This window comes from Pseudomonas sp. TE6283 (assembly GCF_054060555.1).
Genome location: NZ_JBSSDH010000016.1, coordinates 1 through 20,681, shown reverse-complemented (window position 1 = coordinate 20,681; position 20,681 = coordinate 1). Strand labels below are relative to the sequence as shown.

The window sequence follows — 20,681 nt, the reverse complement described above, 5'->3', positions numbered from 1 at the left end:
TTGACGCCTGGCGGCCGTCGGGCCTGCTTTTGATGGCGGATGTCCAGCAGATGGGGGCACCCCTGACTATTTCAAGGGCTTTTCCGGTTCGATCTTGAAATGCGCGCGCGCCGTGGCGATCGGCGTGTCGCGATCGCCCTGCCAGGCGGTGATGGCGACGTTGGTCACCCGCCGCCCCTGGCGCCATAGCTGGCACTGGGCGTAGGTGTCGCGAAAATGCCCGGCGCGCAGGTAATCGATGGAGAAATCGATGATCTTCGGGATGCTCGCGCTCTCGCTGAAGATCAACAGGTAGAGTGCCGCGGACAGCTCCATGAAGCCGGCAATCACGCCACCATGGATCGCCGGCAACAACGGGTTGCCGATGTTGTCGGGATTGGCCGGCAGGCGGAACAGCAGGTCGTCGCCGTGGCGCTCGCATTCGATGCCGATCAACCCGGCATATGGGATCAATGCCAGCAGAGGCTGGTAATCGCCGCGAGCATGGGCCCGGTTCAACTGTTGACGGATATCGGCGGGGATCACGCGCGGCCCTCCTTGAGGCTGTTGCCGAAACGAATGCCGCCCTTGACGTCCTGCCCCAGGCGCATGAAGGTGCCGACCACCTGGCAGATCGGCTGCGCGGGGTCGTCCTGGTAGGCGGTGCCGCGGGTGAAAATGACATCGCGGGTCACCCGGTAGCACTGGGCATGGCCGAAAATGTCCTTGCCGGCCTCGGCCGGATGCATGTAGTCGATGCGCAGGTCCAGGGTCGGGCACACCTCGAAACGCGGCAACGCGCAGAGCGTAGCCATGCCGCAGGTGGTGTCCATCAGCGTGGTCAGCACCCCGCCGTGCACCGCGCCGTTCTGCGGGTTGCCGACAATGGCCGGTGACCAGGGAAGCACCAGCGTCATGCCGTCGGCGTCGGCGTGGTGCACGCGCATCTGCAGTACCTGGCAATGTTTCAACGCCGAGAGAAAACGCTCGGCCATCGCCATCAATGGCGTCTCGTTCATTGTCCCTCGCTTCATAAAATAGATAAAAAGTCCATATAGGTCGGGCAGTTATATATCTGTAACCTTTGTGGAACTTCTTCGCAGGCGATGAACTCGAAGGTACACGTAAAGTTATTCCACCCAGGAGAAACACCCCATGCGTAAACCTTTTGCTTTTGCTCTGATGCTGGCCGCTGCCATGGGCCTGGCTGCTTGCGATAAAGCGAGCGAAGACAAAGCCCAGGACGCACAGCAACACGCCGAGCAAGCCCAGGAAAAGATGGGCGAAGCTCAGGATAAGATGAACGAAGCCGCCAAGGAAAACGCCGAAGCCGCCAAAGATCAGGCCGAAGCGCAGCAGAAGGCCGCCGAGGAGGCCGCGCCCTCCACCCCAGCGCCGACCACTGCGCCTGCCGAGCCTGCCAAGCAGTAATCGCGCCATACAAAAAAACCCGACAATGTCGGGTTTTTTTGTATCTACCACTTAACGCTAAAAGGTTTCAGCCAGCAATACCGGAAGCGTCCTTGCCCGGCTCTACCGACACACTTTCCGTCGGTGTGAACACCATCACTTCCAGTACATGGGAATGGAACTCGCGGCGATACAGGATGAATACAACGCCGACGCTCATGACCATGAACAACCAAGGGCTGATGAACCAACTCAGCATGGCCATGCCGAAGTAGTACGAACGCAATCCCAGGTTGAACTGGTTGGCGGCCAGCGACAGCACGCGTGCGGCCCGAGAGGCGAAGGCCTTGCGCTCGAGTTCGTTGACCAGGCGCTCGCCGATCATCGGCGCCGAACCCACCAACACAGCGGCGAAGTTGTATTGGCGCATGCACCAGCTGAAGGTGAAGAAGGCGTAGACGAACACCATCGCCAGGCACAGCAACTTGATTTCCGACATCCCTTGCGAGGCCTGCTGCACCAATGGCAGGTCGGCCAGCAGCGACAGCGCGCGATCCGAAGCTCCGAGCACGGTGAGGATACCGGCGAGGATGATCAAGGTACTGGAGGCGAAGAACGACGCGTTGCGCTCAAGGTTGCCGATCACGCTGGCATCGGCGATTCGGTTGTCGCGCAGCAGCATGCGGCGCATCCAGTCTTCGCGGTACAGGTGCAGCACGCTGGCCAGGCACGCCGTGTCGCGGCCTTTCCAGATGGCGTAGCGGGTGTAGCCGCCCCAGCAGAAGGCGAACCAGCAGGCGGCAAGGAGGTTGCCCAGGTTGTTTTGGATGAAGCTCATGCAGTTATCCCACAAAAGAGAAACAGACCGGCTTTCGACGCCCGGGCTCATTAAAAGACACGCCATCCAGTAAAAATCGCGGGGCAAGCCCGCTCCCACGCCCCAACCCACTGGCAGCGACTGGCGTGGGAGCGGCGGTGCGCCGATACGACTTGCCCCGCGATTGCGTCGGCACAGACAACAAAAAACCCCGCTCCTCAAGGGAAGCGGGGTTTCGATATCCACCGTGGCTGAGCGCCCTTCAGCTTGTGGCCAGCGCCCTGCCCTTGAGGTTTCAATCCATCAGGCCAGCGCCTCGCGCGGCTTGCCCAGCATGCGATCGCAGACCACGGCGGCGGCCAGGGTGACCACCGAAGGCACCAGCCAGGCCATGCCTTCGTTGCTGAACGGCAGGTGAGCCAGGGCGTCAGGCAGTACGTGGGCAAAGCTGCTGCCCTTGATTGCGTCGACAACGCCGAACACCAGCGACACCAGCATGACCGGGGCCAGGATGCGGGTCGGCGAATTCCACAGGTCTTTCACAAAGCTCAGGCCCACGACCACGATGCACGGCGGGTAGATCGCCGTCAGCACGGGAATCGAGAACATGATCAGCTTGGTCAGGCCCAGGTTGGAGATCAGCAGCGAGAAGCCGGCCAGGATTACCACAAGGGCGCGGTACGACAGCGGCAGGATCTGGCTGAAGTACTCGGCGCAGGCGCAGGTCAGGCCAACGGCGGTCACCAGGCAGGCCAGTGCGATCAATACGGCGAGGAAGCCGCTGCCCAACGAACCAAAGGTGTGCTGCACGTAGGCATGCAGGACCATCGCGCCGTTGGTGGCGTCGGCGGCGATGTCATGGCTGCCCGCGCCAAGGCGGAACAGGCTGACGTACACCAGCACCAGGCCGACACCGGCAATCAGGCCGGCGATGATGGCATAACGGGTGATCAGCTTCGGCGACTCGACGCCACGCGAGCGGATGGCGTTGACGATGACGATACCGAAAACCAGGGCGCCCAGGGTGTCCATGGTCAGGTAGCCATCGGAGAACCCTTTGGAGAACGCGGCGGCGGCATAGGCAGGCTGGGCCTCGCCAATGGTGCCGGCCGGCAGGGCGAAGGCCGCGATGCCCAGCACTGCCAGGGCGATGATCTTCAATGGCGCGAGGAAACGGCCCACGGTGTCGAGCAACTTGCCCGGATACATGGACACGGCCAGTACCACGGCGAAGTACACGATGCTGTAGATAAGCAGCGCCGTCGGGCTCTCGCCGGTCAGCGGCGCAACGCCCACTTCGAACGACACGGTCGCGGTACGCGGGGTGGCGAACAGCGGACCGACCGAGAGGTAGCACACGGCCGCCAGCAGGCCGCCGAAGAACTTGCCGATCGGGCTGCTCAGGGCGTCCATGCCGCCACCGACCTTGGCCAGCGCGACCACGGTGATGACCGGCAGGCCCACAGCGGTGACCAGGAAGCCGAGTGCGGCCATCCACACGTTCGGACCGGACTGCAGGCCGACGATGGGCGGGAAGATGATGTTGCCGGCGCCGACGAACAGCGCGAACGTCATAAAGCCAAGCGCCAGGATATCCTGGCCTTTTAACACTTTCATTTAAGGAAATACCACACTGCTGAAATCGGGAGTCGGAGGGGATTTCCCACAGGATGAAGGGAAATGCTGCCCGGCTTGGTGAGCCAGACCCGTTTAGCGTGTCGTTCCCTTTTGGGGTACGGGCACAGAGTGAACGCGTAGCCTACCTGTTTTGCCTGACAAACGCACTGGCACAGTGCTGCTTGTCCGATGTGCGTATGTGTTTGTCGTCTGGTTGAACGTGTTCGGCGACAATTTATTGCGGATTTGAATGGATGTCTGGTTGAAAATCCTGATCAAGGTGATCGAGTTTTCCTAGCCCTCCCACAAACGCGCGATCGCGGATGACTCGAAGAAAAACGACAAAGGCCACCCGAAGGTGGCCTTTGTGCGCGTGGGGGGTACTGCGTGTTACTTACTTCTTGACTTCCCAGCCAGTCAGCTCGGCCAGGGCCTTGCCGATGTCAGCCAGGGAACGCACGGTTTTCACACCGGCGTCCTGCAGGGCGGCGAACTTCTCGTCCGCAGTGCCCTTGCCACCGGAGATGATGGCGCCAGCGTGGCCCATGCGCTTGCCCGCAGGTGCGGTAACACCGGCGATGTAAGAGACAACAGGCTTGGTCACGTTGGCCTTGATGTAGGCCGCGGCTTCTTCTTCAGCGGAACCGCCGATCTCACCGATCATGACGATCGCTTCGGTCTTCGGGTCTTCCTGGAACAGCTTCAGGATGTCGATGAAGTTGGAGCCCGGGATCGGGTCACCGCCGATGCCGACGCAGGTCGACTGGCCGAAGCCGGCGTCGGTGGTCTGCTTCACAGCTTCGTAGGTCAGGGTGCCGGAACGCGAAACGATACCGACCTTGCCTGGCAGGTGGATGTGACCCGGCATGATGCCGATCTTGCACTCGCCCGGAGTGATCACGCCTGGGCAGTTCGGGCCGATCAGGGTCACGCCCAGCTCGTCGCACTTGACCTTGGCGTCCAGCATGTCGAGGGTAGGAATACCCTCGGTGATGCAGACGATCAGCTTGATGCCACCGAAGGCGGCTTCCAGGATCGAGTCCTTGCAGAAAGGAGCCGGTACGTAGATGACCGACGCGTCAGCGCCGGTGGCTTCCACGGCTTCTTTCACGGTGTTGAACACCGGCAGGCCCAGGTGGGTGGTGCCACCCTTGCCCGGGGTGACGCCGCCGACCATCTTGGTGCCGTAGGCGATGGCTTGTTCGGAGTGGAAAGTACCCTGCGAGCCGGTGAAGCCCTGGCAGATGACTTTGGTGTCTTTATTGATCAGGACGCTCATTACTTGCCCTCCGCAGCTTTGACAACTTGTTGAGCAGCGTCGGTCAGGCTGGTTGCCGCAATGATGTTCAAACCGCTTTCTGCCAGTACTTTAGCGCCCAGTTCGGCGTTGTTGCCTTCGAGGCGAACGACAACCGGAACCTTGACGCCGACTTCTTTCACAGCGCCGATGATGCCTTCGGCAATCATGTCGCAGCGAACGATGCCGCCGAAGATGTTGACCAGGACCGCCGCGACATTGCTGTCGGACAGAATGATCTTGAACGCTTCGGTAACGCGCTCCTTGGTAGCGCCGCCGCCCACGTCGAGGAAGTTGGCTGGCTTGCCGCCGTGCAGGTTGACGATGTCCATGGTACCCATGGCCAGGCCGGCACCGTTGACCATGCAGCCGATGTTGCCTTCGAGGGCAACGTAGTTCAGTTCGAACTTGGCGGCGTGGGCTTCACGGGCGTCGTCCTGCGACGGGTCGTGGAAGGTCTTCAGCTTCGGCTGACGGTACATGGCGTTGGCGTCGATGTTGATCTTGGCATCGAGGCAGTGCAGGTCGCCGTCGGCCTTGATCACCAGCGGGTTCACTTCCAGCAGGGCCAGATCGTGATCCTTGAACAGCTTGGCCAGGCCTACGAAGATCTTGGCGAACTGTTGGACTTGCTTGCCTTCCAGACCCAGCTGGAACGCCAGTTCACGACCCTGGAACGGCTGAGCGCCGACCAGCGGATCGATGGTGGCCTTGAGGATCTTCTCAGGAGTCTCGTGGGCGACTTTCTCGATGTCCACGCCACCTTCGGTGGAGGCCATGAACACGATGCGACGGCTCGAACGATCGACTACAGCGCCCAGGTACAGCTCTTTGGCGATGTCAGTGCAGGATTCGACCAGGATCTTGGAAACTGGCTGACCGTTGGCGTCGGTCTGGTAGGTGACCAGGTTCTTGCCCAGCCACTGAGCAGCGAACGCCTTGGCGTCTTCCTTGCTGCGAACCAGCTTGACGCCGCCCGCCTTGCCGCGACCACCGGCGTGGACCTGGGCTTTGACGACCCACTCGTTCCCGCCGATCTTGTCGCAGGCTTCTGCAGCTTGCTCAGGGGTATCGACAGCGAAACCCTTGGAAACTGGCAGGCCGTACTCAGCGAACAGCTGCTTACCCTGATACTCGTGAAGATTCATGCTTTTTACCGTCTTCGTTAGGTACTGCGCTTCGGCGCTGCGCCATGACTGGCGCCGCACCACCTGTGACCGTTGACCCCGGGTTTTCCCGTGTGATCCGGTCCGGCGGACGTTCCGCGGTGAGTCTTGCACGCAAGACCCACGACGGGCAGCCCGCCGTGGTTTCTTATAATTAACGCTTCTTACGGTTGGCGACGTGAATGGCACCGCCATTCACCGCCAGCGCTGCTTCATGCAACGCTTCGGACAGGGTCGGATGGCTGAAGACCATCATGCCCAGGTCCTCGGCACTGGTGCCGAATTCCATTGCGATCGCGCCTTGCTGAACCAGCTCGGCAGCCGATGGGCCGATCACGTGAACGCCCAGTACGCGGTCGGTCTTGGCATCGGCGATGACCTTGACGAAACCACCGGTGTCGTTGGCCGCCATCGCACGGCCGCTGGCCGCGAACGGGAAGGTGCCCACGTTAACCTCAACGCCTTCGGCTTTCAACGCCTGTTCGGTCTTGCCGACCCACGCGATTTCCGGGTGGGTGTAGATGACCGACGGGATCAGGTCGTAGTTCATCTGGGCCTTGTGGCCCTTGATGCGCTCAACGACCATGATGCCCTCTTCCGAGGCCTTGTGCGCCAGCATCATGCCGCGTACCACGTCACCGATGGCGTAGACGCCCGGAACGCTGGTGGCGCAGTGATCGTCGACGAAGATGTAGCCACGCTCGTCGATGGTCACGCCGCTGTCGGCGGCCAGCAGGTCGGTGGTCACCGGACGACGGCCGACCGCCACGATCAGCTTGTCGAAGGTGATCTTCTGCTCGCCTTCGGCGTTGGTGTAGGTGACTTCGACTTCGTTGCCGTTGACTTTCGAGCCGGTGACGCGAGCGCCCAGCTTAATGTCCAGGCCTTGCTTGGTCAGGGTCTTCTGGGCTTCTTTCGACACGGCGGTGTCGGCAGCCATCAGGAAGGTGTCCAGGGCTTCCAGGACGGTGACTTCGGCACCCAGGCGAGCCCATACAGAGCCCAGCTCCAGACCGATCACGCCGGCACCGATGACGCCCAGGCGCTTCGGTACGCTCTGGAATTCCAGGGCGCCGGTGGAATCGACGATGACGTTCTGGTCGACCGGAGCCGGCGGAATGTCGATCGGACGCGAACCGGAGGCCAGGATCACGTTCTCGGCTTCGATGATTTCGGTGGTGCCGTCAGCCTTGGTGACTTCGACTTTCTTGCCGGCCAGCAGCTTGCCGTGGCCCTGGATCGAAGTGACGCCGTTGGCCTTGAACAGGGTGGCGACGCCACCGGTCAGGTTCTTGACGATGCCGGCCTTGCGGCCAACCATCGCGGCCACGTCCATCTTCACTTCGCCAGTGGAGATGCCGTGCACGTTGAAGCTCTCTTTGGCTTCCTTGTACTTCCAGGAGCTGTCCAGCAGGGCCTTGGAAGGAATGCAACCCACGTTCAGGCAGGTACCGCCCAGGGCCAGCTTGCCCTCGGCGTCGGTGTATTTCTCGATGCAGGCGGTGCTGAAGCCGAGCTGTGCGGCCTTGATCGCGGCCACGTAGCCGCCAGGACCTGCACCAATCACTACCACGTCGAATTTCTGGGTCATAAACGATTCCTTTTTAGCTTCAAGCTACGAGCGCCAAGCCGCCAGGCACACGCGCTTCGGGAGAAGCACGGCGCCCGCGGCTTGCGCTGCGATTTAGATGTCCAGCAGCAGGCGAGACGGATCTTCCAGCAGGTTCTTGATGGTCACCAGGAAGGTTACCGCTTCCTTGCCGTCGATCAGGCGGTGGTCGTAGGACAGCGCCAGGTACATCATCGGGCGGATCACCACCTGGCCGTTGATGGCCATTGGGCGCTGGATGATGTTGTGCATGCCCAGGATCGCGGCCTGCGGCGGGTTGACGATCGGGGTCGACATCATCGAGCCGAAGGTACCACCGTTGGTGATGGTGAAGGTACCGCCGGTCATCTCTTCGATCGACAGTTTGCCGTCACGGGCTTTCTTGCCGAAGGTGGCGATGCCGTTCTCGATTTCAGCCAGGCTCATCGATTCGGCGTTGCGCAGTACCGGTACCACCAGGCCACGGTCGCTGGAAACAGCGACGCCGACGTCGGCATAACCGTGGTAGACGATGTCGTTGCCGTCGATCGAGGCGTTGACTGCCGGGAAGCGCTTCAGCGCCTCGGTGGCGGCCTTGACGAAGAACGACATGAAGCCCAGGCGCACGCCGTTGTGGGTCTTCTCGAACAGGTCCTTGTACTTCGAACGCAGGGCCATGACTTCGGTCATGTCGACTTCGTTGAAGGTGGTCAGCATGGCCATGCTCGACTGGGCTTCGACCAGACGCTCGGCGATCTTGGCGCGCAGACGGGTCATCGGCACACGCTTCTCGGTGCGGTCGCCAGCGGCGACGACGACCGGGGCAGCGGCAGCAGCGGCCGGCTTGGCAGCCGGTGCGGCGGCAGGGGCCGACTTCTTGTTGGCGACGGCGGCGACGACGTCTTCCTTGGTGATGCGACCGCCCTTGCCGGTGCCGGCAACGGTAGCCAGGTCGATGCCGTTCTCCTCAGCCAGCTTGCGCGCGGCTGGCGCGGCGACCGGGTCGTCTTCGCCAGCGTCGGCGGCAGCGGCGGCCGGTGCGGCGGCAGGGGCAGCAGCAGCGGCCGGAGCAGCGGCGCCAGCGCCACCTTCGACGATCGAGCCCAGCACTTCGTCGGACAGGACGGTGTCGCCCTCGCCCTTGACGATGGCGCCCAGCACGCCGTCGGCGGTGGCCAGGACTTCCAGGACGACCTTGTCGGTCTCAATGTCGACGATCAGCTCGTCACGCTTGACGGCGTCGCCCGGCTGCTTGTGCCAGGTGGCAACGGTGCCATCGGCAACCGATTCCGGGAAGGTTGGGGCTTTGATCTCGATAGCCATTATCTGTGTTTCCTTAAATTCGGTTTCAGGTGCGCGAAGGCGTTAGACAGTGAAGGCGTCTTGCAGCAGTTTTTCCTGCTGTTCGGCGTGCTTCGATGCGTAACCACAAGCTGGCGCGGCGGAAGCGTCGCGACCGGCGTATTCCAGGACCAGCGCCTTGTTGTGGCGGCCCAGGATACGGCGCATGTGGTGCTGGCTGCTGTACCAGGCGCCCTGGTTCATCGGCTCTTCCTGACACCACACTGCGTGCTTGAGGTTGGTGTAAGGCGCGAGAATCTCGACCAGGTCGTCCTCAGGGAACGGGTACAGCTGCTCGATACGCACGATGGCGATGTCTTCGCGGCCTTCGGCACGGCGTTTTTCCAGCAGGTCGTAGTAGACCTTGCCACCGCACAGGACCAGGCGCTCGACCTTGGCAGGATCCAGGGTGTCGATTTCCGGGATCACGGTCTGGAACGAGCCATCGGCCAGGTCTTCCAGGGTCGAGATGGCCAGCTTGTGACGCAGCAGCGACTTGGGCGTCAGCACGATCAGCGGCTTGCGCAGCGGTCGGATGACCTGGCGACGCAGCAGGTGGTAGATCTGTGCCGGGGTGGTCGGTACGCAGACCTGGATGTTGTGCTCGGCGCACAGCTGCAGGTAACGCTCCAGACGCGCGGAGGAATGCTCCGGACCCTGGCCTTCATAGCCGTGCGGCAGCAGCATGGTCAGACCGCACAGGCGGCCCCACTTGTGCTCGCCGCTGGTGATGAACTGGTCGATCACCACTTGCGCACCGTTGGCGAAGTCGCCGAACTGCGCTTCCCAGATCACCAGCGCGTTCGGCGTGGTGGTCGAGTAGCCGTATTCGAAGGCCAGCACGGCTTCTTCCGAGAGGAAGGAGTCGTACAGCTCGAAGCGCGGCTGGCCCGGGAACAGGTTCTTCAGCGGCACGTAGGTGCTGGCGTCCTTCTGGTTGTGCAGCACCGCGTGACGGTGCGAGAAGGTGCCACGGCCGATGTCCTGGCCGGTCATGCGGATAGGGTGACCTTCGAACTGCAGGGTGGCGTAGGCCATGGTCTCTGCATAACCCCAGTTGATCGGCAAGCCACCGGCCTGCATCTTCTGGCGATCTTCGTAGATCTTCGCGACCTGGCGCTGAACGACGAAACCTTCAGGCAGCTCGAGCAGCTTGGCCGACAGCTCCTGCAGGGTCTTGAGGTCGAAGCGGGTGTCGTGACGCGCGGTCCAGGCATGGCCCAGGTACGGACGCCAGTCGACGAACAGTTCGCGGTTCGGCTCCTTGACCAGGCTCTTGACCACGTGCAGGCCGTTGTCCAGGGCGTTGCGGTACTCGTCGACCTTGGCCTGGGCGCGCTCGGCATCGATGCGACCGGCGCTGATCAGTTGCTCGGCGTACAGCTCACGGGTGGTGCGCTGCTTGCTGATCTGCTGGTACATCAAAGGCTGGGTGCCATTCGGCTCGTCGGCCTCGTTGTGGCCGCGACGACGGTAGCAGACCAGGTCGATGACCACGTCACGCTTGAACTGCATGCGGTAGTCGATGGCCAGTTGGGTGACGAACATCACCGCTTCCGGATCGTCGCCGTTCACGTGCAGGATCGGCGCCTGGATCATCTTGGCAACGTCGGTGGCGTACTCGGTGGAGCGCGCGTCCAGCGGGTTGCTGATGGTGAAACCGACCTGGTTGTTGATCACGATGTGCACGGTACCGCCGGTCTTGAAACCGCGGGTCTGCGACATCTGGAAGGTTTCCATGACCACACCCTGGCCGGCGAACGCTGCGTCACCGTGGATGGAGATCGGCAGAACCTTGTCGCCAACGGTGTCGTTGCGGCGATCCTGGCGGGCGCGAACCGAACCTTCCACCACTGGCGAGACGATTTCCAGGTGGGAGGGGTTGAACGCCATGGCCAGGTGGACTTCGCCACCGGGGGTCATCACGTTGGAGGAGAAGCCCTGGTGATACTTCACGTCACCGGAGCCCAGCTCGTTCATCTTCTTGCCTTCGAACTCGTCGAACAGCTCGCGCGGGTTCTTGCCGAAGGTGTTGACGAGCACGTTCAGGCGGCCACGGTGGGCCATGCCGATCACGACTTCCTTGGTGCCGTAGGAACCGGAGCGCTGGATCATTTCGTCCAGCATCGGGATCAGGCTTTCGCCACCTTCGAGGCCGAAGCGCTTGGTGCCCGGGTACTTGGTGCCCAGGTACTTCTCCAGGCCCTCACCGGCCGTGACGCGCTCGAGCAGGTGAGCCTGCACGTCAGCAGAGAATTCCGGGCGGCCACGCACGCTTTCCAGGCGCTGCTGGAACCAGCTGCGCTGCTCGGAATCGACGATGTGGGTGAACTCGGCGCCAATGGTGCGACAATATGTCTTCTGCAGCGCTTCGAAAATTTCGCGTAGGCTCGCTTCCTCTTTGCCGATGAACAGGTCGCCGGCACGGAAGGTCGTATCAAGATCGGCATTGGTCAAGCCGTAGTGATTGATCGACAGGTCTACGGGCGCAGGACGCTGCCACAACCCCAACGGGTCGAGCTTGGCAGCCTGATGGCCGCGCATACGATAGGCCTGGATCAGTCGCAGTACTTCAACCTGCTTCTTCTCGTGTTCACTGCTCACGCTTCCGGCGGATACCGGTTGGGCGCGGCGCTGGTTCTTTGCCAGCAGTACGAAATGGTCGCGGATCGTCGAGTGCGATACATCGGTAGCGGTGCTGCCGTCGGCGGGCAACTTCTGGAAGTAAGTGCGCCACTCTTCTGGCACAGCGTTAGGGTCGTGCAGGTAGAGCTCATAAAGCTCTTCCACATATGCAGCGTTACCACCTGAAAGGTGGGCGCTTTCCCACATGCGCTGCATCACGCTTTCTTGCATGCTTGGTCACCCTCGGTTAGGGGACTGATCGGCGAGAGCCACAGCAAACCTGGAAAAGTCCGAACACAGCGACTGAACCACGCCACCTGGATCTTGCTGATTTTCCGGGTACCAGCCCGGAAGCCCCTGCTGGTCTCATATCTTCATAGGTAATGAGCGCGGGCTTTGTGGGCCCTTGCTCGGGTTTTACCTCGGTGCGGGCTCACCACCCGCACCTCGGCTTACTGCAGGTACAACGCTTTGAATCAGGTACCGCTTTGCAGCAGCATGTTACGTACGTGACCGATCGCCTTGGTCGGATTCAGACCTTTCGGGCAAACGTTCACGCAGTTCATGATCCCGCGGCAGCGGAACACGCTGAACGGGTCATCCAAAGACGCCAGGCGCTCCTGAGTCTTGGTGTCGCGGCTGTCGGCCAGGAAACGGTAGGCCTGCAGCAGTGCGGCGGGGCCCAGGAACTTGTCCGGGTTCCACCAGAACGACGGGCAGGAGGTCGAGCAGCAGGCGCACAGGATGCACTCGTACAGACCGTCCAGCTTGTCGCGATCTTCCGGCGACTGCAGGCGCTCGATGGCCGGGGCCGGGGTGTCGTTCTGCAGGAACGGCTTCACCTTCTCGTACTGCTTGTAGAAGATGCTCATATCGACGACCAGGTCACGGATAACCGGCAGGCCTGGCAGCGGACGCAGGACCAACTTGTTACCTTTTACGACAGCAGACAGCGGCGTGATGCACGCCAGGCCGTTCTTGCCGTTGATGTTCATGCCGTCGGAACCGCACACGCCTTCACGGCAGGAGCGACGGTACGAGAAGCCCTCGTCCTGCTCCTTGATCAGCGCCAGCACGTCCAGGACCATCAGATCCTTGCCACCGGTGTCGACCTGGAAGGTCTGCATCTTCGGCGCCGAATCGGTGTCCGGGTTGTAACGATAAACTTCGACTTGCAACATAGCGGCCACCCTTAGTAAGTCCGGACTTTCGGTTCGAAGGCAGGAACTGTCTTCGGCGCAAAGTTGACGCCACGCTTGGCGACGCGCTTCTCACCCGGGTAGTACAGGGTGTGGCACAGCCAGTTCTCGTCGTCACGGTCTTCGAAGTCTTCACGGGCGTGCGCGCCGCGGGACTCTTTACGGGCTTCAGCGGCAATGGCGGTCGCCTCGGCGACTTCCAGCAGGTTCTGCAGCTCCAGCGCTTCGATACGCGCGGTGTTGAAGGCCTGGGACTTGTCGTTGATCTTGACGTTGGCGATGCGGTCACGCAGGCCAGCCAGCTGCTCGATACCCTTCTGCATGTATTCGCCGGTACGGAACACACCGAAGTAGTTCTGCATGCAGCTTTGCAGCTCGCGCTTGAGGCTGGCGACGTCTTCGCCGGTGGTGCGCTCGTTGAGCTTGCTCAGGCGGTTCAGGGCAACGTCGATGTCGGTGTCGCTGGCATCGCGGTACTCGACGCCGTCGCTCAGCGCCTTTTCCAGGTGCAGGCCGGCGGCGCGACCGAAGACCACCAGGTCGAGCAGCGAGTTGCCGCCCAGGCGGTTGGCGCCGTGGACCGATACGCACGCCACTTCACCTACGGCGAACAGGCCCGGAATGATGTGGTCGTTGCCTTCAGCGTCCATGGTGATGGCCTGGCCATGAATGTTGGTGGCAACGCCGCCCATCATGTAGTGGCAGGTCGGGATGACCGGCACCGGCGCGACCACCGGGTCGACGTGGGCGAAGGTCTTGGACAGTTCGCAGATGCCTGGCAGGCGGCTGTGCAGCACTTCCTCGCCCAGGTGGTCCAGCTTCAGCAGTACGTGGTCCTTGTTCGGGCCCACGCCGTTGCCGGCGATGATCTCTTTGACCATGGAACGGGCGACCACGTCGCGGCCAGCCAGGTCCTTCGCGTTCGGCGCGTAACGCTCCATGAAGCGCTCACCGTGGGCGTTGATCAGGTAGCCACCCTCACCGCGGCAACCTTCAGTGACCAGTACACCGGCGCCGGCGATGCCGGTCGGGTGGAACTGCCACATCTCGATGTCCTGCACCGGCACGCCGGCACGCAGGGCCATGCCGACACCGTCACCGGTGTTGATCAGGGCATTGGTGGTGGAGGCGTAGATACGACCTGCACCGCCAGTGGCCAATACGGTGGCCTTGGACTTGATGTACAGGGTTTCGCCGGTTTCGATGCAGATCGCGATCACACCGACGAAAGCGCCGTCCTGGTTCTTCACCAGGTCGACGGCGTAGTACTCGTTGAGGAAGGTGGTGCCTGCTTTCAGGTTGCCCTGGTACAGGGTGTGCAGCAGCGCGTGACCGGTACGGTCGGAAGCGGCGCAGGTACGGGCGGCCTGGCCACCTTTACCGAAGTCCTTGGACTGGCCACCGAACGGACGCTGGTAGATGCGGCCGGTCTCGGTACGCGAGAACGGCAGGCCCATGTGGTCCAGCTCGAAGACCGCGGCCGGGCCTTCCTGACACATGTATTCGATCGCGTCCTGGTCACCGATGTAGTCGGAGCCCTTGACGGTGTCGTACATGTGCCAGCGCCAGTCGTCGTTCGGGTCGGCCGAAGCGATGGCGCAGGTGATGCCGCCCTGGGCGGAAACGGTGTGCGAACGGGTCGGGAACACCTTGGTGACTACGGCAGTCTTGTGGCCGCCTTGAGCCAGCTGCAGCGCTGCGCGCATGCCAGCGCCGCCGCCACCGATGATGATGGCGTCGAAGGAAATCGTAGGAATGTTAGCCATGAATCAGATACCCCAGAGAATCTGCACACCCCAGACGAAGTAAGCGAACATCGCTACGCCGCATACCGCCTGGAACAGGAAACGAATCGCAGTCGCCGACTTGCCGAAGGACATCGGCGTCAGGTAGTCGGTGGCAATGGTCCACATGCCGACCCAGGCGTGAGCGCCCAGGGCAACGAGGGCCAGCAGACTGAAGATGCGCATCGCGTTGTTGGAGAACAGGGCGTGCCACTGGGCGTAGTCGATGCCCGGGTGGGCAGCGAGGTAGCCGATCAGGAAGATGAAGTAAGCCGCGAGAACGACCGCCGAGACGCGCTGCGCCATCCAGTCGTAGAGGCCCGAACGCGACAGGTTCGTGACGTTAGTTACCATACCCAAACTCCTGCCAGAACGATCAGCACCACGGAGATGACGATCACGATTTTCGAGCCCAGCTTGCCGCCTTCCAGCGTCTCGCCGATGCCCATGTCCATGATCAGGTGGCGCACACCTGCCACGAGGTGATACAGCAGGCCGGACAGCAGGCCCCAGGTCACCAGTTTGGCCAGCGGACTGGTCAGACACGCCTTCACCTCGGCAAAGCCTTCCTCGCCACCCAGCGACTTGCTCAATGCGTACAGCATGATGGCAAGGCCGAGGAACAGGATGACGCCGGAGATACGGTGAAGAATGGACGTGTACGCGGTGATCGGGAGTTTGATGGTCCTTAGGTCTAGGTTTACAGGTCGTTGGCTTTTCACGGCTTTTTTCACACTGAAGAGCCCCTAGCTAACAGGGCAAAGTTGTTGGTAAGTGTACTGGTCAGGTACCCACCACCCAGGAGAGCGACGACACCCAGCAGGGCGGGCTTGAAAGCCCCTGGGAGTCGGCTGCCGAGTATAGACAGTTAGGCTGCTTATGACAACGTGAGGGGCTCGCCCAAATAGCGCATTGCCTTTAGTGAACAAAAGGCGTAAACGGGCGAGAATTTCGTGAAAAACCAGGCCTCAGAGGGCGTTTCAACCAGCCTTTAGGCAAATTGACATTCGAATTTATCCCTCTATAGTGGTGCGGGCCCTGCGTGGGGGGTCTGTCTGATGATTTCAAGCATTAATAGGAGGCCACATGGCTGACAAAAAAGCGCAGTTGATCATCGAGGGCGCTGCCCCCGTCGAGCTGCCCATTTTAACCGGCACCGTTGGTCCCGATGTTATCGACGTCCGCGGGTTGGGGGCATCCGGCCACTTCACCTTCGACCCCGGCTTCATGGCGACCGCCTCGTGCGAGTCGAAGATTACCTATATCGACGGCGACAAGGGTGTCCTGCTGCACCGCGGCTACCCGATCGAACAGCTCGCCGAACAATCGGACTACCTCGAGACCTGCTACCTGCTGCTCAACGGCGAACTGCCGAATGCCGAGCAGAAGGCCCAGTTCGTCAGCACCGTGAAGAACCACACCATGGTTCACGAGCAACTGAAGTCGTTCTTCAACGGCTTCCGTCGCGATGCCCACCCGATGGCGGTGATGTGCGGCGTGGTCGGCGCCCTGTCGGCGTTCTATCACGACTCGCTGGACATCAATAACCCGCAGCACCGCGAAATCTCCGCGGTTCGCCTGGTCGCCAAGATGCCGACCCTGGCCGCGATGGTCTACAAGTACTCCATGGGCCAGCCCATGATGTACCCGCGCAACGACCTGTCGTACGCGGAGAACTTCCTGCACATGATGTTCAACACCCCGTGCGAGATCAAACCGATCAGCCCGGTGCTGGCCAAGGCGATGGACCGGATCTTCATCCTCCACGCCGACCACGAGCAGAACGCCTCCACCTCCACCGTGCGCCTGGCGGGCTCCTCGGGCGCCAACCCGTTCGCCTGTATCGCCGCCGGCATTGCCGCACTGTGGGGCCCGGCCCACGGTGGCGCGAACGAAGCCGTACTGACCATGCTCGATGAAATCGGCGATGTTTCGAACATCGACAAGTTCATCGCCAAGGCCAAGGACAAGAACGATCCGTTCAAGCTCATGGGCTTCGGTCACCGCGTGTACAAGAACCGCGACCCGCGCGCCACCGTGATGAAGAAGACCTGCGACGAAGTCCTGGGCGAGCTGGGCATCAAGAACGATCCGCAGCTGGAACTGGCCATGCGCCTGGAAGAGATCGCCCTGACCGATCCTTACTTCATCGAGCGCTCGCTGTACCCGAACGTCGACTTCTACTCGGGCATCATCCTCAAGGCCATCGGCATCCCAACCAGCATGTTCACCGTGATCTTCGCCCTGGCACGTACCGTGGGCTGGATCTCGCACTGGAAGGAAATGCTCTCCGGCCCGTACAAGATTGGCCGCCCTCGCCAGCTTTACACCGGCTACGAGCAGCGCGACATCGTTGAGCTGAAGGACCGCAAGTAAGCCTGCCGGCTGAACGCAAAAGGCTGCCCTCGGGCAGCCTTTTTTGTTGCTTACACGATTTTCCTCACGGCAGGAGCGGCCTTTAGTTCTTCTCGGCGCGCTCCTTCAACCCCTTGAGGGTATTGAACGGCGCATCGACCACGAACTTGTTGGCCAGCCACGACGGCACGCTGCCACCCGGCTCGGTGTGCACCTGGTAGGTCACCTCGGTGCTGTCACCCTTGGGCACCAGCTTCCAGAAGCCTTCCACCTGGGCGACACGCACGAAGCCCTTTTCCTCCGGCAGATACTTCGGTTCCTCCTGGAGCTTGCGGGTCAGACTGCCATCGGCGTCCTGGACCGTGGTCACATGCAGGATCGAATCCCGTGGCGTCACCGGCCAGGGCGTGTTGAACTGGGTGTAGGTCCAGCTCTGGTCACCCTCGCTCTTGAGCAGCTTCTGCGACTTGCACTCGTGAATCCAGGCGCAGGCCCCCACCACATCCTCCTGCAGCGCCTTGACCTTGGCCAGCGGCGCCTTGATCACGGTCACGCCGCGATAGGCCTTGTATTTCGAGCCGGCCACCTCGCTGAGGGAAACCTTGATCCCCTCCTCGTCCTTGGCCACCTGCCAGTTCTCAGCCCAGGCCGTCGGTGCCAGCAGGACGCCCATGCCACACAGCAGTGCAATACCTTTGATCGATCTCATCATCTTGTTCCTTGTTGTCGAGGATCCAACCTGTCACGCCGCCGTCATCTGCTCCAGCCACCCAATGATGCGAATGGCTTCGTCACGGTCTTTGCCACAGATGTCCGCTTCCGCCTTGAAGCCGCCACACACCTGCGGCCGCTCGGGCTTGCCGAACAGCGCACAGAGGTTTTCGACATTCAGATGCAGGCAGCGTTCGCCGGCCGGCTTGCCCTGCGGCATGCCAGGGATCGGCGAACTGATGGACGGGGCGATGCAGCAGGCACCACAACCCTCGCGGCATTTCATGACAACAGGACTCCCAGGAGCAAAACGGGACGAACGTCCCTGGATACTAACCGCTCAAACATATGTTTGAAATTGCCGGGCGGATGAAATCCCCCGTGACCCGGCAGTCAGTTGCGGAATTCGAATTCGATGGCCGCGCCTTCCACATCCCGCCGACTGTCGTTGCGCAACTGCAACTGCATTTCGTTGCTGATCAGCCGGCCGTTGAGCTGGAACGGGCTGCTGTCGGATTCGGGCTTGGTGGGGAACATCGAGGGCAGCAGCGGCTTGCGCACCACCGGTCCGCCACCGAGATCCGGCTCGAGATGCTTGACCATGTCCTTGGGCAGGCTCAGGTCGACCTTCGGTTGAGGCAGCGGCTTGGCGACGGCCTTGCTGACAGGCCTGGCCTTCGGCTTGGGTTTGACCTTGGCTACCGGCTTGGCGGGGACCTTGGTGGACGCTTTGTTCGCCGGCTTGTGCACACCCTGCGCCTTGGCTGCCGGTTCGACAGCCTGCACCGCACCGGCCGACAGCCAGGGCAAGGTGAAACACAGGGCGATGACGAGAGGGCGAAGCAGGTTCATGGGCATCGGGAGCGCAAGCTGTAAAACGCGTATGCTCCCTGTTCCCGACACGTCTGACAAGCCTACAACAGCACGCCGTTCGGATCTCGGCACAATTGCTGGGCCAGCAGGCCCAGCGTCATCACCGCACGCTCGGCCTCGCGATTCCAGGGAATGCCGCAATTGAGGCGGATACAGTGGTTGAACTGCTCGGTATTGCTGAAGATCAGCCCGGGGGCGATGCTAATGCCTTGCTCCAGCGCCCGCACATGCAATTCCTGGGTATTGACCCGCCCCGGCAGACTGACCCAGAGAATGAAGCCACCGGTGGGTCGGGTCATCTGCGTGCCTTCCGGGAAGTGCTGCTGTACCGCCAGCTGGTAAGCGCTGAGGTTCTTGCGATATTCCTGTCGGATGAAGCGCAAATGCCGATCGTAGCCACCATTCTCCAGGTAGGCGGCCACCGCCATCTGCGTGACGCTGCACGCCGAGTGGGTGGTGAAGGTCTGCAGGCGCTGGATCTCGTCCTGGTAGCGCCCAGCGATCATCCAGCCGACCCTTACCCCCGGCGACAGGGTCTTGGAGAAGCTCGAGCAGTAGATCACCCGATCCAACCGATCGAACGCCTTGAGCGCCTTGGTACGCCCCTGCTCGAACATCAGCTCGCCGTAGATATCGTCCTCCACGATCTGGATGTCGAAATCCGAGGCCAGGCGCAGCAATTGCTTCTGCCGCTCTTCGGGAATGGTGCCACCCAGCGGATTGCTCAGCCGTGCCGTCAGCACCAGGGCCTTGATCGACCACTGATTGGCGGCCAACTGCAGCGCCTCCAGGCTAATGCCGGTGGACGGATCGCTGGGGATCTCGATGACCTTGAGCCCGAGCAGGTCGGCCAGCTGCAACAGCCCATAGTAAGTGGGCGACTCGGCCGCGATCAGGTCGCCCGGCCGGGTCAGGACCCGCAGCGCCATCTGCAGGGCATCGACACAACCATGGGTCACCACCACTTCACGGGGATCGACCAGCACACCGGCATCGCGCATGCGGATGGCGATCTGCCGACGCAACGGCTCGAAGCCGGGGCTGAACATGTAGCTGAAGGCTCGCGGGCTATGGAAGCGCGTCACCTTGGCCAGTTGCTGGTGCAGGGCGCGCACGGGCAGATAGTCGACATGGGGTACCGCCGCGCCGAAGGGAAAGACGCCATCGCGCCGCGCCTCGACCAACACCTGCTGGATGATGCTGGCCCGGGTGACCAGGCCGGGGCGTTCGACCCGGGCAATATCCGGGGTCTGCGCCGTCAGCGCAGGGGTCTGGTGGACATAGTAGCCCGACTGCGGCCGGGCGCGGATCAGGCCCTGGTCCTCGAGATTGGCATAGGCCTGCAGCACGGTGGCGTGGCTGACATTGAGCTGGGCGCTCATCTTGCGTACCGACGGCACCCGCTCACCCGGCTGGTAGACACCCCGACGGATGTCATCGGCCAGTTGCTGGGCAATACGCTGGTACAGCAGCAGGTTGGTCATGGCGTGTTCTCGAAGCGCGGACGGGATCGTTGTTCTTGTGCGACTCACTGCCGAGGCAGAATACCGTAACAGTTGCGAAGTGTACTGGGACAGATCGCAGGATAGTCAACAATACAGTTGCGTGACAGAGAAACGCTCGATGTTTGAGTCGGCGCGCCGACGAACGCACAGAATGGCGATGTCGTTCTTAGTCGCCTGTTGCCGTTGCCGTTGCCGTTGCCGTTGCCGTTGCCGTTGCCGTTGCCGTTGCCGATCAGGAGTCTAGCCTCGTACCTCGCTAGCGACAGCTGCGTCAGCCCAGGCGCCGCCCGTAACTTCGCGACTTCAGGAGGCCGAACGCAGGTCTTGCGGAGGGAGGTGACGGGCATGGATGCCCGTCAAGCGCTGGGGCCCAGGATGGGCCCTGCAGCGCGGTCCTCCCGGGAGCAAGGCCGG

19 protein-coding genes are annotated in these 20,681 nt (G+C 61.9%); 2 read left to right on the top strand and 17 right to left on the bottom strand.

Annotation, left to right across the window (positions count from 1 at the left end):
• Positions 1 to 66 precede the first annotated feature (66 nt).
• Together ACVWZ5_RS19355 and ACVWZ5_RS19350 are read right to left on the bottom strand one after the other, a co-directional pair.
• Positions 67 to 525, bottom strand: coding sequence for a PaaI family thioesterase (locus tag ACVWZ5_RS19355; protein WP_028690466.1), 459 nt, complete (start codon positions 523 to 525; stop codon positions 67 to 69).
• Positions 522 to 998 carry a PaaI family thioesterase gene (locus tag ACVWZ5_RS19350; RefSeq protein WP_028690465.1) on the bottom strand — a complete coding sequence of 159 codons (477 nt, stop codon included), beginning with the start codon at positions 996 to 998 and terminating at the stop codon, positions 522 to 524. The genes ACVWZ5_RS19355 and ACVWZ5_RS19350 overlap by 4 nt, the downstream gene beginning before the upstream one ends.
• 136 nt (positions 999 to 1,134) lie before the next feature.
• Between ACVWZ5_RS19350 and ACVWZ5_RS19345 the strand changes: the two genes are divergently transcribed.
• The gene (locus ACVWZ5_RS19345; protein ID WP_028690464.1) at positions 1,135 to 1,410 is read left to right on the top strand and encodes a hypothetical protein; all 276 of its coding nucleotides are present in this window, start codon (positions 1,135 to 1,137) and stop codon (positions 1,408 to 1,410) included.
• A 67-nt stretch (positions 1,411 to 1,477) separates the two neighbouring features.
• On the opposite strand, the gene ACVWZ5_RS19340 is transcribed toward ACVWZ5_RS19345, so the two are convergent.
• The 11 genes from ACVWZ5_RS19340 to sdhC all read right to left on the bottom strand — a co-directional run bounded on the left by ACVWZ5_RS19340 (position 1,478) and on the right by sdhC (position 15,557).
• Entirely contained in the window at positions 1,478 to 2,227 is a 750-nt protein-coding gene (locus ACVWZ5_RS19340) for a DUF599 domain-containing protein (protein WP_062363713.1), read from the bottom strand.
• 282 nt (positions 2,228 to 2,509) lie between these two features.
• The gene (brnQ, locus tag ACVWZ5_RS19335) at positions 2,510 to 3,823 is read right to left on the bottom strand and encodes a branched-chain amino acid transport system II carrier protein (RefSeq protein WP_028690462.1); all 1,314 of its coding nucleotides are present in this window, start codon (positions 3,821 to 3,823) and stop codon (positions 2,510 to 2,512) included.
• 394 nt (positions 3,824 to 4,217) lie between these two features.
• Complete coding sequence (sucD, locus tag ACVWZ5_RS19330) at positions 4,218 to 5,102, bottom strand: succinate--CoA ligase subunit alpha (RefSeq protein WP_004376004.1); 885 nt, start codon at positions 5,100 to 5,102, stop codon at positions 4,218 to 4,220.
• Positions 5,102 to 6,268 carry an ADP-forming succinate--CoA ligase subunit beta gene (sucC, locus tag ACVWZ5_RS19325; RefSeq protein ID WP_003254205.1) on the bottom strand — a complete coding sequence of 389 codons (1,167 nt, stop codon included), beginning with the start codon at positions 6,266 to 6,268 and terminating at the stop codon, positions 5,102 to 5,104. The genes sucD and sucC overlap by 1 nt, the downstream gene beginning before the upstream one ends.
• Before the next feature lie 172 nt (positions 6,269 to 6,440).
• Positions 6,441 to 7,877, bottom strand: a complete 1,437-nt coding sequence (gene lpdA / locus ACVWZ5_RS19320) for a dihydrolipoyl dehydrogenase (RefSeq protein ID WP_011534749.1) — start codon at positions 7,875 to 7,877, stop codon at positions 6,441 to 6,443.
• A 93-nt stretch (positions 7,878 to 7,970) separates the two neighbouring features.
• A complete protein-coding gene (gene odhB, locus ACVWZ5_RS19315; RefSeq protein ID WP_028690459.1) occupies positions 7,971 to 9,197 on the bottom strand; it encodes a 2-oxoglutarate dehydrogenase complex dihydrolipoyllysine-residue succinyltransferase in 1,227 nt (408 codons plus the stop codon).
• A gap of 42 nt (positions 9,198 to 9,239) precedes the next feature.
• Positions 9,240 to 12,071 carry a 2-oxoglutarate dehydrogenase E1 component gene (locus ACVWZ5_RS19310; protein ID WP_062573355.1) on the bottom strand — a complete coding sequence of 944 codons (2,832 nt, stop codon included), beginning with the start codon at positions 12,069 to 12,071 and terminating at the stop codon, positions 9,240 to 9,242.
• A gap of 245 nt (positions 12,072 to 12,316) precedes the next feature.
• Positions 12,317 to 13,021 carry a succinate dehydrogenase iron-sulfur subunit gene (locus tag ACVWZ5_RS19305; RefSeq protein ID WP_028690457.1) on the bottom strand — a complete coding sequence of 235 codons (705 nt, stop codon included), beginning with the start codon at positions 13,019 to 13,021 and terminating at the stop codon, positions 12,317 to 12,319.
• Positions 13,022 to 13,032: 11 nt separating this feature from the next.
• Positions 13,033 to 14,805: a succinate dehydrogenase flavoprotein subunit gene (gene sdhA, locus ACVWZ5_RS19300; protein WP_084942518.1), complete on the bottom strand. Its 1,773-nt coding sequence runs from the start codon at positions 14,803 to 14,805 to the stop codon at positions 13,033 to 13,035.
• A 3-nt stretch (positions 14,806 to 14,808) separates the two neighbouring features.
• Positions 14,809 to 15,177, bottom strand: coding sequence for a succinate dehydrogenase, hydrophobic membrane anchor protein (gene sdhD / locus ACVWZ5_RS19295; protein ID WP_028690455.1), 369 nt, complete (start codon positions 15,175 to 15,177; stop codon positions 14,809 to 14,811).
• Entirely contained in the window at positions 15,171 to 15,557 is a 387-nt protein-coding gene (gene sdhC, locus ACVWZ5_RS19290) for a succinate dehydrogenase, cytochrome b556 subunit (RefSeq protein WP_088852917.1), read from the bottom strand. The genes sdhD and sdhC overlap by 7 nt, the downstream gene beginning before the upstream one ends.
• Positions 15,558 to 15,909: 352 nt before the next feature.
• On the opposite strand from sdhC, the gene gltA reads away from it, so the two are divergent.
• Positions 15,910 to 17,199 (top strand): citrate synthase, encoded by a 1,290-nt coding sequence (gene gltA, locus ACVWZ5_RS19285; RefSeq protein WP_028690453.1) that lies wholly within the window; start codon positions 15,910 to 15,912, stop codon positions 17,197 to 17,199.
• An 82-nt stretch (positions 17,200 to 17,281) separates the two neighbouring features.
• Here the strand turns inward: gltA and ACVWZ5_RS19280 are convergent, their stop codons facing one another.
• From ACVWZ5_RS19280 to ACVWZ5_RS19265, 4 genes are all read right to left on the bottom strand, one after another.
• Positions 17,282 to 17,887 carry an START domain-containing protein gene (locus ACVWZ5_RS19280; RefSeq protein ID WP_062363722.1) on the bottom strand — a complete coding sequence of 202 codons (606 nt, stop codon included), beginning with the start codon at positions 17,885 to 17,887 and terminating at the stop codon, positions 17,282 to 17,284.
• Positions 17,888 to 17,920: 33 nt separating this feature from the next.
• Positions 17,921 to 18,175, bottom strand: a complete 255-nt coding sequence (locus ACVWZ5_RS19275) for a YkgJ family cysteine cluster protein (protein ID WP_457340789.1) — start codon at positions 18,173 to 18,175, stop codon at positions 17,921 to 17,923.
• A 107-nt stretch (positions 18,176 to 18,282) separates the two neighbouring features.
• Complete coding sequence (locus ACVWZ5_RS19270) at positions 18,283 to 18,741, bottom strand: hypothetical protein (RefSeq protein ID WP_280084066.1); 459 nt, start codon at positions 18,739 to 18,741, stop codon at positions 18,283 to 18,285.
• A gap of 62 nt (positions 18,742 to 18,803) precedes the next feature.
• Positions 18,804 to 20,246: an aminotransferase-like domain-containing protein gene (locus ACVWZ5_RS19265; RefSeq protein ID WP_028690450.1), complete on the bottom strand. Its 1,443-nt coding sequence runs from the start codon at positions 20,244 to 20,246 to the stop codon at positions 18,804 to 18,806.
• Positions 20,247 to 20,681: the final 435 nt, after the last annotated feature.

Coding starts and splice junctions, on each gene's coding strand:
- ACVWZ5_RS19310 (WP_062573355.1), bottom strand. CDS start 12,071: ATGCAAGAAAGCGTGATGCAGCGCATGTGGGAAAGCGCCCACCTTTCA.
- ACVWZ5_RS19265 (WP_028690450.1), bottom strand. CDS start 20,246: ATGACCAACCTGCTGCTGTACCAGCGTATTGCCCAGCAACTGGCCGAT.
- ACVWZ5_RS19350 (WP_028690465.1), bottom strand. CDS start 998: ATGAACGAGACGCCATTGATGGCGATGGCCGAGCGTTTTCTCTCGGCG.
- ACVWZ5_RS19280 (WP_062363722.1), bottom strand. CDS start 17,887: ATGAGATCGATCAAAGGTATTGCACTGCTGTGTGGCATGGGCGTCCTG.
- sucD (WP_004376004.1), bottom strand. CDS start 5,102: ATGAGCGTCCTGATCAATAAAGACACCAAAGTCATCTGCCAGGGCTTC.
- ACVWZ5_RS19305 (WP_028690457.1), bottom strand. CDS start 13,021: ATGTTGCAAGTCGAAGTTTATCGTTACAACCCGGACACCGATTCGGCG.
- sdhD (WP_028690455.1), bottom strand. CDS start 15,177: ATGGTAACTAACGTCACGAACCTGTCGCGTTCGGGCCTCTACGACTGG.
- lpdA (WP_011534749.1), bottom strand. CDS start 7,877: ATGACCCAGAAATTCGACGTGGTAGTGATTGGTGCAGGTCCTGGCGGC.
- odhB (WP_028690459.1), bottom strand. CDS start 9,197: ATGGCTATCGAGATCAAAGCCCCAACCTTCCCGGAATCGGTTGCCGAT.
- sucC (WP_003254205.1), bottom strand. CDS start 6,268: ATGAATCTTCACGAGTATCAGGGTAAGCAGCTGTTCGCTGAGTACGGC.
- ACVWZ5_RS19270 (WP_280084066.1), bottom strand. CDS start 18,741: ATGAACCTGCTTCGCCCTCTCGTCATCGCCCTGTGTTTCACCTTGCCC.
- ACVWZ5_RS19275 (WP_457340789.1), bottom strand. CDS start 18,175: ATGAAATGCCGCGAGGGTTGTGGTGCCTGCTGCATCGCCCCGTCCATC.
- ACVWZ5_RS19340 (WP_062363713.1), bottom strand. CDS start 2,227: ATGAGCTTCATCCAAAACAACCTGGGCAACCTCCTTGCCGCCTGCTGG.
- ACVWZ5_RS19345 (WP_028690464.1), top strand. CDS start 1,135: ATGCGTAAACCTTTTGCTTTTGCTCTGATGCTGGCCGCTGCCATGGGC.
- brnQ (WP_028690462.1), bottom strand. CDS start 3,823: ATGAAAGTGTTAAAAGGCCAGGATATCCTGGCGCTTGGCTTTATGACG.
- sdhA (WP_084942518.1), bottom strand. CDS start 14,805: ATGGCTAACATTCCTACGATTTCCTTCGACGCCATCATCATCGGTGGC.
- gltA (WP_028690453.1), top strand. CDS start 15,910: ATGGCTGACAAAAAAGCGCAGTTGATCATCGAGGGCGCTGCCCCCGTC.